Here is a 15,647-nt window from a genome sequence, read left to right as displayed (position 1 = left end):
GATCGCGCGACATCGTTAGCGCGGCATTAGTGGATGCTGTCTTCGTGGAGCATCTCGAAGAGCTTGTGATTGTCGCGATAGTCCACATGGACTCCGACGATCACCGGTCCTTGCGTGTCAAAGGCTTTCTTCATTACGGGAACGATGTCGTCGGGCTTGTTGATCATGAGACCCGTCGCGCCGAATGCCTCTGCATATCCGATGTAGTCGATTGGGCCGAAGTCGGTCCCAGACGCGCGGCCGTATTTTAACTTCTCCTGTGTGGCTACCATGTCGTAAGTGCCATCGATCCAGACCATGTGAACCATGTTGGCTTTGAGGCGCACCGCGGTCTCCAGTTCCATAGCGGAATAGAGGAAGCCGCCATCCCCGGAGATCGAGAGAATTTTCTCCGCGGGCCGGACGATCGAGGCGGCAATGCCCCAGGGAAGGGCAACGCCCAAAGTCTGCTGGCCGTTCGTGATGAGGACCTGGCGAGGTCTGAAGCTATAGAGATGGCGAGCGATCCAGAGATGAAACGAACCCATGTCCAGGCAGACGGTGACGTCGCTGCCGAGGAACTGTTGCAGTTCGTGCACGAGACGCAATGGATGGATCGGCACGCCGCCGCGAGCAGCCGCTTCCTGGCTCAGCAACTCACGTTCAGCGGCGATCGTTCCGAGGAGTCCCGACGAGAGCGCCGGCTTCTGCGCCCGCTTAAGGTGTAGCGTCAAGGCTTGCAAGGTCTGGCCGATATCGCCAGTCAGTTCGACGTAAGGGCTATAGCAATTGTCGAGGTCCGCCGGCAGAACGTCGATGTGGATGATCTTGCGCTGGCTCTTGCCGTTCCAGAGCGGTGGCGCATATTCGACGGGATCATAACCCACCGTAATGATAAGGTCAGCGGATTCGAGCAGCCGGTCAGCCGGCTGGTTGGCGAGCTGGCCGACCCGGCCGCCGAAGTTATCGAATAACAGCGCGCCTACGGCGCCTGCTGATTGGAAGGTGCCGACCACCGGCAGGTTATTCTTGCCAATGAAGGCCTGGAGTGCCTCTGTATTGGCCGGCTTGCTGGCAAGCATTCCCAGCAGCACTACCGGATTCGATGCAGCGTTGATGAGGCGCGCGGCTTCTTTGATCCCGGCACCGTCAGCCGGACCGAGGCCGGCGAAGGCGGGCGCCGGCAGCGGCTCGTGCGTGCACGGCTCGGTCATCACATCCTTTGGCAAATTGACGTAGGATGCGCCTGGCCGGCCGGACTCGGCTGCTCGGAAGGCGTTGGCCAGCACCTCACTGACTTGATCCGGAGCGCCAACGGTCGCGCTGAACTTGGTCACCGGCTTCAGGATCGAGACCGCGTCCATTGTCTGATGGATCTGCTTCAGCGCTTCGGAGGTGGCAACAGCGCCGCCGAGCGCCACCACTGGATCACCCTCTGAATTGGCCGTGGCGAGGCCCGTGGTCAGATTGGAGACGCCGGGTCCAGACGTTGCGATGGCGACACCTGCCTTACCCGTCATGCGGCCAATGCCGCCTGCAATGAAGGCCGCGTTCTGCTCGTGCCGGCAGACAACCGTTTTGATCGTCGAGTCGACAAGCGCATTGAAGACCGCATCGATCTTGGCGCCGGGAACCCCGAAGACATGCGTTACGCCTTGCATTTCGAGTGCGCGAACCACAAGTTCGGCACCGATTTGTTGGGTTTTATCTAGCACCTTGTGCATTGTCTGTTTCCTAGTGAGCTTGTTCGGCATAGGCGAGTTCTTCAGCAGTATTCTTGCTGAGATCGGCCTTCAGGAAGGCTTCTGATTCCGGCAGAGCCAGGTGAAAATCCGTCAGCGCCTCGACTTGAAGTCGGAGCGGGCCGGCTTCAACGTCGAGCAGGTGTCCGCCGTGCTGGCGGTCGCTTGAAAGAAAGTGAAAGTGATAGCCGGAGATGCTGAAGGCGCTTGAAAAGCCGGGCGACCACAAGCCGACCAGCGTGCCGTCGATGTCGGTGAAAGTGAACTCGCTCTGTGACTTGGCCGCATCGACGAGGCGCGTGCCAGGCTGTGGCGGATTGACGGCCCGGGTGCGGACCTGCCTGAAGTGCCCATCCAAGCGGACCGCATAAAAGATATTGCCCGAATTCCGGAACCCGTCGCAGCGATCTTCAAGATCCTTGAAGCTCGCGACCGGTTCGGTTTCAACATCCGTTTGGGGAGAGAAGCGCGTCACCACGGCAAAGGGCGCGCCAGCGTCGGGGCCGGCTTCCAACACGGAACCGGTGCCGTGCACCTGATAGACTCGCCCGTCAAGAACGACCATTTCGCCATCGAGATTGGCAAAGGTGCCAAGGCCAAAATCGCCATGCTGTAGGATCGACTTGACACTGACCTCTCCGTCGTAAACGCCCGCGACGAGCGCACCCGAGATGGAGACCTGGAATAGCGTGTGAACCGGTACGCCGAGGTATTGGGACAAGACGGCCGTGACGACAGACGAAGCGGTGCCTTTGGTCCTTCTGATCTCGGCGTCCAACGCTGCCTTAAGCGACGCCGGGATGGTCGTCTCCAGATTTACCATCTGTTTCTCCAACTCTCCTAGTGGCCGAAGTGCGGCGGTATGCTCGATCCGAACGAAGGCAGACAACTTCGCCGACCATACCTTCGACAGGGTCAAATCTTTGCATATCGCGGTCCGACGCGAACGCAGTCAGAATTGGTCAGCGACAGTGCCCGCAAACACCGGCCAGCATATTGAATGAAGCGATCGTCACAGGAATGATCGTGCTCTGGTCCTCGGGCTTAAACTAGAATTTAGTGAAAGTGATTGGACAGACGCCCGATTTACTTTTGTGAAATCTTGATGTTGAGTTTTGGCAGGGTGATCACAAAATCGCAAAGTTCGAGCAAGAGCAAAAACAACTTTGAATATTTTTCGCCTTTGCTCTCCCTTGAGAGAGAGGTCGAAGCGAGGAACGAGTGACAGCGATCAGTTGTTGCGGCGTCTGGAACAATGCCGCTGATGTGTGGCAAGTCTGGTGTTGGCACGTTCGAGGCATGCCGGTCCGATCTGACGATGTCCGCATATCCGGTCAGACCGGAAGTCACCGGCCCAGCGGCAAACCGACGCGATTGACCCGGAGCGGAAGTGGACGAGGAAGAACCTCATTTTTCTCAACTGATCCTGCAGTCTTGGCTCTGCGGGAAGACCGGCAAGCCTGTGCCGAGAATCTGGATCAATGGTCGATCGATCTGAGCGAGTCGGCGCCGAATCACGAGCGCACACGCTCCATCATGATCGCGACACCGATAGTTGCCCGAGATCATTTCACTCGATGACGCGATCGGCCCTTACCAGCAGGGACGGCGAGATCGTGATATTTAGGGCCTTCGCCGTGCGCATGTTAATGACGAATTCAAAGGTCGTCGGCTGTTCGATCGGCAGATCGGCAGGCCTCGCGCCCTTGAAGACACGGTCGACATAGTAGGCAAGACGCCGGTAGGAATCGGCAACTTTCGGCCCGTAGGTGAAGAGCGCCCCGCTTTGCGCGAAGATCGGCCATCCGGATATGGCCGGGATATGCTTGCTCATCGCGAAATCAATGATCGTCTGCCGGTTCTGGACCGCGAAGCCGTCGGCGAGAATGGAGATTGCCTGCGGAGGATCGTCGGCCATCGCCGCCAGCGCGGCCGTGAGCTTCTCCCGCGTCTCGGTGGGAAAGTAGTCGATCGTGAGCCTCAGTTGCCGTCCCGTTTCTTCGGAAGCGCCGCGTTCGAGATGCGCGCCGGGATGCTCGGGGTTGCCAACAACCGCGATACGACGAAGGTTAGGGACGATCTCCTTGAGCAGGTCGAGGCGTTTTCCCATGAGCTCGACCGCCATCAGGGTGAGGCCGGACTTGTTGCCGCGAGGCTTCGCGAGACTGTCCGCAAAGCCGGAAGAAACGGGATCCGCGCTGATCACAAAGACGACGGGCAGATAGAGCGGAGGAAGCTCGAAGGCCGCCGTCCCCTGAGCCACGATCAGGTCGACCGGCAGCCGCACCAGCTCACGGACCAGCTCCGGAACACGGCCGTCGATCCCCTCGCCGTAACGGTATTCGATCGCGAGGTTTCGCCCTTCGGTATAACCACGCTCGCTGAGACCCTGGCGGAATGCCTCGATATAGGGTGCGAGACTCGCCGCCGTCTGTGCGGTCACCCAGCCGATGCGACGGACATTCTCCGTGGATTGCGCCAGCAGCGACTGCGGCACGAACGTCGCGGCTAGTGTCGAAGCAAGGAACGCGCGTCGATGCATGTCGCGCCACCCCCAAACGGACGTGGTGATTTAAATTTGTCTTTGCGCACCCTGAAAGGGTTCACCCGGCTGAGGCGCCCAAAGGCGGCCGCCGGATTGCCGAGCCTGCCTGAACCTGCCTTGGGCTCGATGGCGTGATAGTATCGGGCGCGAAGTGATGCTTTCAAAAGGTACTCCACGTGCCGAAGCCGCACCAGACGCTTTTTGTCAAATATTTCTTCACGCTGTTCATTGCCGTGGTTTTGCCCTTGGCATTGGGAGCGATGGGGGAAGCCTGGTTTGGCTATCGCGAGCAACGCGTTCATCTCACCGAACTCCTCAGATCCGAATCCCGATCGGCCGCCGATCGGATTCAGGCTTTTACGGATGGCATTCGCGACCAGCTCGGATGGCTCGTGCAGTTTCCCTGGACGGATAGCCAGGACGAACAGCACAAAATTGACGCTCAGCGCCTTTTGCGGCAGGTGCCGGCGACCTCCTCGGTTTCGCTGTTCGATGGAGCAGGCGTCCAGCGCGCGATGATATCCCGACTGGCAATCAACCGCGTTGGCGAAGACACGAACTTTCAGAGCGACCCCGCCGTGGACAAACTGCGCGAGGGCGGCTCCAAGGTGTGGTACGGCCCCGTCGGATATCAGCGCGGCTCGGAACCGCACATGACGATCGCAGTGAGCGGAAACCGGGGCGCGACCGGCTTCGCCATCGCGGATGTCAACCTGAAGCTGATCTGGGATGTGGTCACGGCCATCAGGATCGGCGAGACCGGAGAAGCGTTCGTCGTTGATGACACCGGCCGGCTAGTGGCCCACCCCGACATAAGCCTTGTGCTGCGCGGTGACGCGACGGCCGACGCGTTCAATCGTCTCCGGCGCGATATCGCCAAATCCACCGACTCTGCTACCGAAACGGAAGATATCGACGGCCGCCCCGTCGTTGCCCTTGCGACGGAAGTCCCCAACCTCAAATGGACCGTGATTGTCCAGCAACCGGCCGCGGAAGCATTTGCTCCCATCCGCGCCTCGCTGTGGCGTTCGCTGCTGCTGGTGGCGATCGGCTCCTTGCTTGCCATGGTGCTGGCCTATTGGCTCGCAGGACGGATGTCGGGCCCCATTCGGCTGCTCGAAGACGGTGCGCAGCGGGTCGGTGCCGGTCAATTCGATCACCGCGTGACCATCTCGACGGGCGACGAGATCGAGCGGTTGGCCACTCGCTTCAATGAAATGGCAAGGGAGCTTGGCCTCTCAAAGGAAAAATCCGATCGCATCAATCGGTTGAAGCGCTTCCTCGCCCCGCAGATTGCCGAGCTTGTCGAGGGTGCCGGCGACGATACCGTGCTCGAGGGGCAGCGGCGGGAGGTGGTGGCCGTTTTTGTCGACTTGCGCGATTTCACGTCGTTTTCGAATCGCAACGAGCCAGAGGTCGTGATGAGCGTCCTCGACGAATATCACGCAGCCGTTGGAACCATCATCGTCCGACATGGGGCGACATTGACCAACTTTGCCGGCGACGGGTTGATGCTGTTGATCAACGCTCCGGTGAGTTGCCCGGATCCCGCGCTCGTGGCGCTCAACCTCGCGATCGAGTTGCGATCAGCGGCGCAAAGCCTCGCGGCGGGCTGGCGCAAGCGGAGCTACGGGATTGGCCTCGGAATTGGACTTGCCATGGGCCCGGCGACCGTGGGGCGCATTGGATACGAAGGTCAGTTTGCCTACACGGCAATCGGAAACGCCGTGAATCTGGCTGCCCGACTGTGCTCTGCCGCGATCGATGGGCAGATACTCGTAGATGAGGTTGTGGCTGCGGCGGTTGATGGACAATTTCCGTTACAGGCTCTCGGAGCCATCACGATCAAAGGCTATGATCAACAGGTGCCAATTTTTGCCGTTGCTCCCGACGCTGTCGCTTGACCAGCGCGACCATAAGGTGCGCTTGGTCAAGTGAGAAGGCCCATCTGGGGAACAGCGAGATTACTCAGCTGATTAAGGCTCAGCGCAATACCTACAAATTCATGCACGACCAAACCCTGCACTACGCCAACATGGGTTACACCATGAACGAGCTGCCGGACCTCGTGACGTTTTCTCTATCGCCGGTGATCGCCAACGGAGCCGCTGAAGTCTGGGCAGCGAACGGTCGCGGGCCGCGACTTGCCTCGTGCCCGCGGGTGTTTGAGTGTTCATAGCGAGCGGCGAGACGACCGTGAGCATTGACATCGGCAGCAGACAAAGACCGATGGCCGGCGTGTAAGTCATGAGGCATCGTGCCCGTTCGCCAAGCTAGGCTGTAACATATCCCATGGCGCTCGCACCCATACGTGGCGTTCCTCGTCTGTCAGATTGGGCTGCTTCTGCGTACGCCGCAACGTCGTGTCCGTTACTTCCGATATTGGCCCTTAGCGGACCCACGCGCGTCCCAGATTGAGGCCGCAAATGACCCCAAAGGCGACATTGCATCCTTTCAGACAGCCGCGCGCACTCGCGGTGAAATTCACCAGCGCGGTGCTCGTACTTGCGGGGGCCGCTATCTCGGTCGTCCTATGCGACCCGCTTTATGCCGGGCGGCTGCCATGTCCCTTCGCCCGGCGGCAAGATCGAAGGTGCTTCCGTCCTCGGCCAATATAGGCGCATCACAAGATAGATCGTGTCGTTCGGAGCAGGCAACCAGTTGGCTTCCTTGTCGGTGCCCGGCGACTTATTCTGGATATAAAGGGTCAGCGATCCGTCGGAGTTCGTCTTCATGTTGGGCAGCATTGGCGAGTTGATCAGATAGCGGTTGATCGGGTTTTCGATAAGGAACTGCGTTTTTCCGTCATACATGGTCAATGACCAGAAGGCATTCACTGGCGGCTGCTGGCCTGGCGGAAATGTCAGGGTGTAGTTGTGCTTACTGCCGTCGAGTGTCTGGTTGTCGCTATCAATGCGCGTGAGCGGATAGGTCGCTTCCGCAGGGTCATTGCCGTAAATTCCGGCCTTCGCTGCCGCGGCGCGCTTCAGCCAGTCACCATTATAGTGGGCACCGTCGCCCGGAAGACCGCTAACCCGCCAGCCGTTGATCGCTATACCGGCGTTTGCAACGGCCTCATCGACCTTCTTCTCACCTTCCTTCATGCCGAGGCCGACTTCGAGCTTCTGCTCCAGCGGGAGGTCCTTGAAGTTGAAGGTCTTGCCGGGTCCGACGCCGATCTTCGCAAGTGCTGCGCGTATCTCCTTCTCGTTCTCCTGCGGCGGAGCGAACTGCAATGCGAAGTCGAGATACTCGAAGAAGTTCGTCTTCACGAGTTCCTTGTCGATCTTCGGAAAATCGATGGCTGGTGCGGCGGCCGTCGTAGCCGGCTGCTTCAGATAGACAGAAAGCGTCTGCACCTTGTAGCCAGCCTGAACCTGCTTGACGCCGTTGAGATCATCCACGTTGAAAAGCTGGGTGCGATATCCCGCGACTGAAAACTGGGTGCTCGACCGGAACACCTTCTTGATACCGGGCGGGGTCGCGCCTTTCCAGTCCGGTCCAACAACCATGTAATCACCAGCCTCGTTCCCCGTGGCACGGCTGCCGATGTAGCCGTAGTTATAGGTATTGCCGTCGCAGAGCATGACCGAGTAGTAACGCTTCGGTTCTACCGCCGGGACCGAAAGGACGACGGGCTCTATCCGCAAGTCCATCCACACGAACGAATAGGGCGTGTCGCTGTTCGGCGTAGGAATTGCCGTGTCTTTGTAGGTGAAGACGTTGGGCTCATTCTTGATCTGATTGAATGGGGCCTTGAACTGCCCCGAATTGCGATCGACGGCGTACTCGTACATGACGCCGTAGTTCATCACTATCGGCAGGCCATAGATGAAACCTGCCTCAGCAATGTCCTTTGCCTTGAAAAACCCTGGGCGGTCGGTGCTCGTCTGAGCGTACGTCGGGACGGACTTTGCCGTTGACGCCGTAATTGCGGCCAAGGCGGCTGAACGAAGAAGATCACGTTTCGTCAACATTTGAACGCTCCTTCCGGTCTATGGCTTGGCTCAAGTGAGGGTTGGCACGACAAACCTACGCTCGCCCCGCGCGAGGGTCTATGCAAAAACCCATCAGGTTGCATGTCCGTTGTTGGCCCTTTTCGGACCTGTCGTTTTCACCTGACGATGTCCGCTTCCGAGGGCGGACCGGAAATCTCTGTCACGAGGCCAAACTTCCGAAAGTGGCCCATCTCAGACCTCGCGCATTTGTCCGTGTGGCGCCCGTTGAACCAGTAAACGCCTCGTTCGGACGTCGCGGTATCGCTGACTGGCCAAGAACCGATTGTATTTTGTCAAATCGTGCTTAGTTAACAAGCATCGTCTTTTGTCAAAGACGGCCGAGAGTTCGGCGCTCCCAGAGCAGAGTGGCTTCCTCAGAATGGGGCTAAAAATGACAGAACTTCGAATCGACGCGGGCAAAGCAGAACGAATAATCGGGCAAACCTTGCGCGACGAAAAGTGCATACCTCCAGCCGATGCAGCCGCCGTGGCTGCAAATATTTGTCGGCGGCTTACGATGGCGATGCCGACGAGCCCCTCATTGGATCGCTATCGGATCATTTCGAGAGAGCCTCCAGCTGGCGACGGTTTCGCGAGTGCAGTGGCTAAAGCGCTCACTGAAGGGAAGAGTGAGCTTTGGAACGCCAGCGAACTTTGGGAGCTTGTTTACAATCAAGGTCGCCGTCTTCGAACGAACTAGTAATAAACCGCGTTCAATGCCTGCTACTGCTCGGACCCAACTGCCCGAAAGCATCGCCCACCGGACCCCGCGGCTCGACGCTCTCGGACTAACATCACATCTAAATTAAAGAGTGAGCAATTTTGCTCAGACGAGAGCTAAGCCGTGTGCTGATTTGGCAAGCTCCGGAGGATTGCTCTATCCGGGGCTAGCGCAACGCCACCAAGCATTATTCGGCTTGGGGGCGTTGTGAGCCTGCCCAGGTGATGAGTTGTCCCGCACATATTTGCATTCGGCCCTGCGTGGTCATTCGCAGCCTGCCCGATAGTTCGACCATGTAACCCATTGTGATCAGCCGGGCGCTGTGTTCGGCCGGGATCACTGCTGGAGGGCTGGTTACGCCAGACGTGTTGCCGACTATAAGCAAGGAAGCAAACTCTTCCGGGCTAAGCGGTTTCGTTTTTGAGACCATGATTCGAGTATGGCCATATCTCGGCAGTTCCGGATGTTCAATTTTGAACACATCAGTGACGAGCCCTGTCGCTCTCAAGCAACGCCTCGGCCGAGGCGAAGGTGCGGCTCTCGATGCCGTGTTGCGCTAACAGCCGCGCCACGCTCTTCAGGAGGCCCGCATCGTCATCGACCACGATCTCGACTGTCCGCTGCGCCATCATATCCGTGTCCAGTCCCGAGGCGTACATGGCCCCTCAGGGGGGCAGCCAACCCTTGATTTAGATCAATGGAATCTAGACGGCTTCGTGCCGTTCTCTCACGGGGCACTCGCCGCATGGGCACGGCGAGTGCTTCACGGTTCTGAGCAAGCTTTCCATGCATTTGGCGCGGCGCCTTTGACGCCCGCAAAAAAGGATGGTGACGCCATGTTTAGCTGCACACACAATCCATCTGGCATCCCAAACCTGCTGCGCAAAATTGCGACAGGCTGGCACAAGCGATCCTGCGCCGCGCTTCTCGGCGCCACGACACTGGTGTCGCTGTTCGGACCGGCCACCACCCCAGCGGAAGCGCAAACACAGCAGAAGCCAAACATTCTCTTTATCATGGGCGATGACATCGGCTGGATGCAGCCCCGCATCTACCATCAAGGGCTGATGGTCGGCGATACGCCCAACATCGACCGTATCGGACAAGAGGGCGCCAAGTTCATGACCTACTACGCCGAGCAGAGCTGCACGGCAGGGCGCAATGCCTTCTTAACCGGCATGAACCCGCTGCGCACGGGCATGATCCCGCCGCAGCTGCCGGGAAGCCCGACCTACCTGAAGCCCGGCACGCCGACGCTCGCGTGGTTCCTGCGCGACCTCGGCTACAACACCGGCGAGTTCGGCAAAAATCACCTGGGCGACCACACCGATGCGTTACCGACCGCCCACGGCTTCCATGAGTTCTGGGGCTATCTGTATCATTTGGATGCGATGCAGGGCGTGAGTTTCCAGGACATTAACAAGACCCCGACCCAGCAAACCGTCGCCCCACCCTGCAGGAACACACCGATCCCGGGTCTTGCGGAAGTACCCGGCGCGGTGGATCCGAAGTCGGTGACGAAGACAAAGACCTGCCTGACGCCGCCGCGTCCGGTCATCTGGTGCAAGTCCTCCGACGGCACGGCGAAGAACCAGACCTGCCAGGACCAGGGCCCGCTGACCCTCGAGCGTTCGAAGGGGGTGGACGAGGAAATTTCAGCCAAGGTCATTGACTTCCTCGACCGAAACGATCCCAAGAAGACCAACAAGCCGTTCTTCGTCTGGTACAACCCGGCGCGGATGCACGTCACGACCGTGCTGAACGACAAGTACATGGCCATGGTCGGCGAGCCCGGCGGCAAGGACTGGGGCGTCAACGAAGCCGGCATGAAGCAGATGGATGACAATATCGGCTACGTGCTGCAGAAGCTGCAGGAGATGGGCCAACTCGACAACACCATCGTGGTCTTCACCACCGACAACGGCGCCGAGACCTTTACCTTCCCCGACGGCGGCGTCACGCCATTCAAGGGCTCGAAGATGAACACTTGGGAAGGTGGCATGCGCGCGCCGTGCGTTATCCGCTGGCCGGGCGTCATCAAGCCGGGCACGGTGAAGGACGACATCTTCGCCTCGCTCGACTGGCTGCCCACGTTCGTCGACATCGCAGGCGGCCCCAAGGGCGACGGCCTCAAGGCGCAAATCGAGGCCGGCAGCTACCCGGGCATCGTCAAGACCACGCTCGACGGCTTCAATCAGCGCGACTACCTGGAGGGAAAGACCGAGAAATCCGCGCGCGAGGTCTTCTTCTACTATTCCAGCGCGCATCCGTCGGCGGTGCGCTACAAGAATTGGAAGATGTATTTCGCGATTGCGCCCGAAACCGCGACGGGGTTCGTGAACCCGGGAGTACAGACCCAATTCGTGGCTGGCATGGTAAACCTCAAGCGCGATCCATTCGAGATGTCGTGGGGTACCGAGAAAAAGACGGCTTTCTGGTTCAGCGGCGCGCTCGCCGCGCCCGCCACAGCTTACATATATGACTGGAACCTTCTGCCCATCGGCCAGGCGCTGTGGCTCGCGGAGCTTGAGACCTACAAGGCGTTCCCGCCGATGCAGGATCCGGCTAGCTACAACCTCGACCAGGTCATGGAGCAGCTCAAGAAGATGCCGAGCCACGGGAGCCAATAGCCGACCGCGCGCAAGACGACCACGCGGGTGCCCCTACGGGGCGCCCGAACACGACAGGTAAAGCGATGAATGCGCTTTCCGTGCAGTCGTTTTCAGAGACGGCCTAACCCATGCGTTTGGGTGGTGAAAGTTGGAATTGCTCATGACAATGAAGAACCGAAGGCCATGAAGACTGGCTGCATGATCATCGCCTTCCTGCTATGCGGGGCGGCACCGGCGCTGGCCCAGACTACGCCGTCGACGCCGCAGCAAGAGCCGCTGAAGACAAATCGCGGCCCTGCTACCTTGGCACGCGCCCAGACCACCAAACAGCAATGCATAAACACCTGTCGTGCACGTTATCGCGACTGTCGTCGTCTGAACCAGTTGCCATCGTTCGAGTGTCTAGGTGTTTATGAGGACTGCACCCGATACGCTTGCAATGGTTTAGGACCAGGATGAGCGGAGGGCCTTTTTCGTCGTAAAGCAGCAAAGCCAGCTCGGACTCTCCATCACCCCAAGACTGCCGACCGCCTTCAAATGATGCATGAGTCCGGATGTGGCCCATAGCGACAATTGTCGCGGCGCAGCGGCATGTCCGGAGTTGTGGGTATACCGGAAGTGACTGCTTGACTATCAAATCGACGCGAATGACCCATCGCGTCATTTGCAGCTGCCGACGGCGCACAGTCATATTGCCGCCGTCGAACCCCGGATACACCATAGCGTCCTGTAACAGTAGCGCGCGAACCGGCCATCTGAAGCGGATTTAACCGATGAGCCCTCTTGATCCGCGCTTCGACAGCATCTCTTGGAGTATTGCCTCAACCGAGTACGGCGAAATCCCAAGTTCGACAAAGCCTGGCATCTCCGGCGATGACACGGTGTCGATCTGCAAGAGCTCCACCTGATTGCGCGTGAGAAGTGGCTCCGGGAGTATTTCGGAAGCCCATGCGAGCGCGTGCCAAACGGCGAACGGGATGGGGACCAGGATGGGCGCGAGGTCAGCTTGGCGCGCGACGATTCCGACCAATTCCTCGTAAGAGTGGACGCGAGGGCCGCCGCACTCGAAGATCGTCGGTCGCGTCTCGGCTCGCTGGATGATCCGAACCGTCGCTTCCGCCACATCTTCCACATAGGCCGGCTGCAGTTTCATCGAGCCGCGGCCGAACATCGGATAGATCGGCAGCCGGCGGAGAAGGTTAAGGATGGTCGTCAGAAACGCATCGTCCGGTCCGAACATGACGGCGGGTCGGATGATATGTGCGCCGGCGAACGCAGCACTGACCACCAGTTCACCTTCGCCGCGCGATCGGATGTACCGCGATTGAGACGCGGCATCGGCGCCGATGCCTGACAAGTGAACGAGTCTTTTGACTCCGGTCCGGTGCGCTTGGGCCGCTACCCGTTGGGCGGACTCTACATGAACGGAATGAAACGTCTCCCGACCGTGCTCGACGTAAAGGCTGACCGCGTTTACGGCGGCGTAAGCGCCGGCAAGTGCATCCCCGACAGACCGTACGTCGTGAATATCGGCCTGGACCAATTGAAGCTGCGGATCATGAGGGCCAGACTGACTGCGCCCGCGATCTGGATGCCTTGACGCGACCCGGACGGGAAACTCGCGATCGCGCAGATGCTGAACGATGCGGCGGCCGAGAAAACCGGTTCCGCCGAATACGGTGACGATGCGACCGTTCGTTGCCATCTTTGATCTTTGCTCGAGAGACCGCGCCATAGCCCGAGCCGAAGCTGCCGTCAGGGCGATGGCCGTCTGTCGGAACAATACCCTCTCGCAGCGACGGTTGGAATGCAGGCCGCTTCGATCCGCTATTGGACGGAAGCCGGAAGCAAAGGTCGAGCGAAACTGAGTTCGTGGCCGTCGGGGTCAGCTAGGCGGAAGAAACGCTCACCCCATTCGGCATCGCGGGGCACAGTCGCCGGCTGGTAACCCGCCGCGAGCGCGCGTTCGACGCGGCCAAACCTCGCACAGGAGTTCGGCAATTTGGCCAATTCCGCTGCACCGGTCGGCGTCGTCGGACTCTACCCGGGCCGGGGTGCTAGCAAGCGTCGTGGGTCGAGCGCCATCATCGCCCCAAAAGCGATATCCGAGCGCAAGGCGACCGCAGCAGACATTGCCGTCGCTAACAACGCTTTCGCTCCTCAAGACCCGCAACCTCACCCCACCGGCATTTGGCCATCGTGCTCGGCGGAAGTAGCCCCGGCCTGCTTCGGAGGTAGGGTGAACTGAAATATGGCGCCCCGAGGTTTATTTGCGGTGGCCCACATCCGTCCCCCGTGCGCCGCGACGATCGACTGACAGATGGCCAAGCCCATGCCTATGCCATGGGGCTTGGTTGTGTAGAAGGCTTCGAAGATGTGGTCCATGCTCGACGCTTCGAATCCCATGCCGGAATCCAGCGCGCTGACGAGCACGCCGCCGACGGCGTCCGCTTCGGTTCTGATCTGCAGCTCCCGCTCCCCCTCGTCGAGGCTGGCCATGGCTTCGACGGCATTGACGACCAGGTTGAGGATCACCTGCTGCAGCTGAATGCGATCACCTTCGATCTGCGGTAAGTCCCCGGCGAGTTGCGTCTGCAGCGAGACGCGATGCCTCAGCACTTCGTTCCGGACCAGGGCAATGACGTCGAGGACGGCTTCGTTGAGGTCGAAACGGCTCCTGGGCGGTGGCGCCTTCCTGATCAGGGCTCGGATCCGGCTGATGATGTCCCCGGCCCGTTTCCCGTCCGCGGCGATCCAGGTGAGGGCCTGACGGACCTCATCGAGGTTGGGCGGGTGGGCACCCAACCAGCGCAGAGCCGCCTCGGCGTTGGTGACCGCCGCGGAAATCGGCTGATTGACCTCATGGGCAATCGAGGCCGTCAGCTGCCCCACCGTCGCGATGCGATTGAAGTGCGCGAGCTCTGCCTGGGTCCGCTCGCGTTCGATGATGCGCTCTTTAAACACTCGAACCGCCGCCGCCATCGCACCGATTTCATCGCCCCGGCCAACCCCGGGGACTTCGATGCTGGTGTCGCCCCTGGCCAATGCTGCCATGGCGCTGGTCATGCGGGTGATCGGCATCGTGATGGTGCGCGTGAGTAGAACGCCCATCAGCACTGCGGTCATGAGCGAGGCTGCGCCGCCGAGAATGGTCATTGCATATGCAGTCGCGTACGCCTGTTTCTGCACGACGTCGCGTTTTGCCAATAAGTCGCGCTCAACCGTGTCGATTTCGTCCAGCTTGCCGCGGACGAGGTCCATTGCGGTTTTGCTGACCTCCGAGACCGTCAACGCGTGTGCCTCCTCGCGGGTCTTTGGGTTCGCCATCAGCGCGACCTTCCGCTCGGCGACCTCCGAGCGCCACTTCGTCGCGAGCTCGTTTAATTCATCAAGCCGGCTCTGCTGAGCGCGGTTGTCCGAGGTGAGGTCCCTTAGCCTCCTGATCGCCACGCCGAAGACTTGGCCGCCCTTACGATAGGGCTCCAAAAATTTCTGGTCGCCGGTGAGCAAATAGCCGAGCACACCGATTTCCTGATCCAACATTGCCTCTAGTGCCATGTCTAGCGTGTCCAACACGTCAGTGGTGTGGACCCGCAAATTTTTGGTCGCTTCGATCACGCGAAGCCTGTCGTATACAATCGCGCTGCTCACAAATATGATCGCAACTACTGCCGCAAACGCGACCATGAGCTTGTGCAAGATCTGCAAATTCGGAAAAGCGGACACATGATCCTCGAAAGCCGAAATCCACCTAATGACCAGCTCGTTAGTCGAGATTGTCCCCGAGCGAGGGCATTAGCAATGGAGTGGCCATAGGGCAAAGTGGCGCGTCCGCAAGTTCCGCGCCGTAGGACGCTTGATGCGATGCGCTCGTTCGGTCTTGGCGACAGGGGCCGTCGTTGGAACTACAGCTTTGGCCATATCTGAGGGAGCGCTGGCGAATCGGCGAGGTGAACACTCCCGTGCCGTCGACCTCCTGAAACCAATCCTCGACAGGGATGTACCGTCTCGGAGGAAGTCCTGCGCAACAGGACGTTCTGGAGCAAGTCT

9 protein-coding genes and 1 pseudogene are annotated in these 15,647 nt (G+C 59.7%); 2 read left to right on the top strand and 8 right to left on the bottom strand.

Annotation, left to right across the window (positions count from 1 at the left end; all coding sequences use genetic code 11):
* Positions 1-26 precede the first annotated feature (26 nt).
* The 3 genes from alsS to G6P99_RS47080 all read right to left on the bottom strand — a co-directional run bounded on the left by alsS (position 27) and on the right by G6P99_RS47080 (position 4,263).
* Positions 27-1,703: an acetolactate synthase AlsS gene (gene alsS / locus G6P99_RS47090; protein WP_205751467.1), complete on the bottom strand. Its 1,677-nt coding sequence runs from the start codon at positions 1,701-1,703 to the stop codon at positions 27-29.
* A gap of 10 nt (positions 1,704-1,713) precedes the next feature.
* Positions 1,714-2,544 (bottom strand): acetolactate decarboxylase, encoded by an 831-nt coding sequence (gene budA, locus G6P99_RS47085; protein ID WP_165126944.1) that lies wholly within the window; start codon positions 2,542-2,544, stop codon positions 1,714-1,716.
* A gap of 747 nt (positions 2,545-3,291) precedes the next feature.
* Entirely contained in the window at positions 3,292-4,263 is a 972-nt protein-coding gene (locus G6P99_RS47080; RefSeq protein ID WP_165126942.1) for an ABC transporter substrate-binding protein, read from the bottom strand.
* A gap of 179 nt (positions 4,264-4,442) precedes the next feature.
* On the opposite strand from G6P99_RS47080, the gene G6P99_RS47075 reads away from it, so the two are divergent.
* A complete protein-coding gene (locus G6P99_RS47075; RefSeq protein ID WP_246709440.1) occupies positions 4,443-6,170 on the top strand; it encodes an adenylate/guanylate cyclase domain-containing protein in 1,728 nt (575 codons plus the stop codon).
* A gap of 627 nt (positions 6,171-6,797) precedes the next feature.
* Here the strand turns inward: G6P99_RS47075 and G6P99_RS47070 are convergent.
* Positions 6,798-8,243: a DUF1254 domain-containing protein gene (locus tag G6P99_RS47070; RefSeq protein ID WP_165126940.1), complete on the bottom strand. Its 1,446-nt coding sequence runs from the start codon at positions 8,241-8,243 to the stop codon at positions 6,798-6,800.
* A 1,224-nt stretch (positions 8,244-9,467) separates the two neighbouring features.
* Complete coding sequence (locus tag G6P99_RS47065) at positions 9,468-9,614, bottom strand: hypothetical protein (protein ID WP_334261894.1); 147 nt, start codon at positions 9,612-9,614, stop codon at positions 9,468-9,470.
* A 387-nt stretch (positions 9,615-10,001) separates the two neighbouring features.
* Between G6P99_RS47065 and G6P99_RS47060 the strand changes: the two genes are divergently transcribed.
* A complete protein-coding gene (locus G6P99_RS47060; protein WP_246709828.1) occupies positions 10,002-11,615 on the top strand; it encodes an arylsulfatase in 1,614 nt (537 codons plus the stop codon).
* Positions 11,616-12,363: 748 nt separating this feature from the next.
* Here G6P99_RS47060 and G6P99_RS47055 read toward each other — a convergent pair.
* From G6P99_RS47055 to G6P99_RS47045, 3 genes and pseudogenes are all read right to left on the bottom strand, one after another.
* Positions 12,364-13,302: a complex I NDUFA9 subunit family protein gene (locus tag G6P99_RS47055; protein WP_165126938.1), complete on the bottom strand. Its 939-nt coding sequence runs from the start codon at positions 13,300-13,302 to the stop codon at positions 12,364-12,366.
* A gap of 122 nt (positions 13,303-13,424) precedes the next feature.
* Positions 13,425-13,562, bottom strand: a pseudogene (locus G6P99_RS47050) (VOC family protein); the annotation flags it as partial.
* 210 nt (positions 13,563-13,772) lie between these two features.
* On the bottom strand, positions 13,773-15,323 hold the full coding sequence (locus G6P99_RS47045; RefSeq protein WP_165126936.1) for a CHASE3 domain-containing protein: 1,551 nt from the start codon (positions 15,321-15,323) through the stop codon (positions 13,773-13,775).
* Positions 15,324-15,647: the final 324 nt, after the last annotated feature.

The sequence above is a fragment of the Bradyrhizobium sp. 6(2017) genome (genome assembly GCF_011058295.2).
GTDB lineage: Bacteria > Pseudomonadota > Alphaproteobacteria > Rhizobiales > Xanthobacteraceae > Bradyrhizobium > Bradyrhizobium septentrionale.
This window is presented reverse-complemented; position numbering and strand designations above follow the sequence as displayed.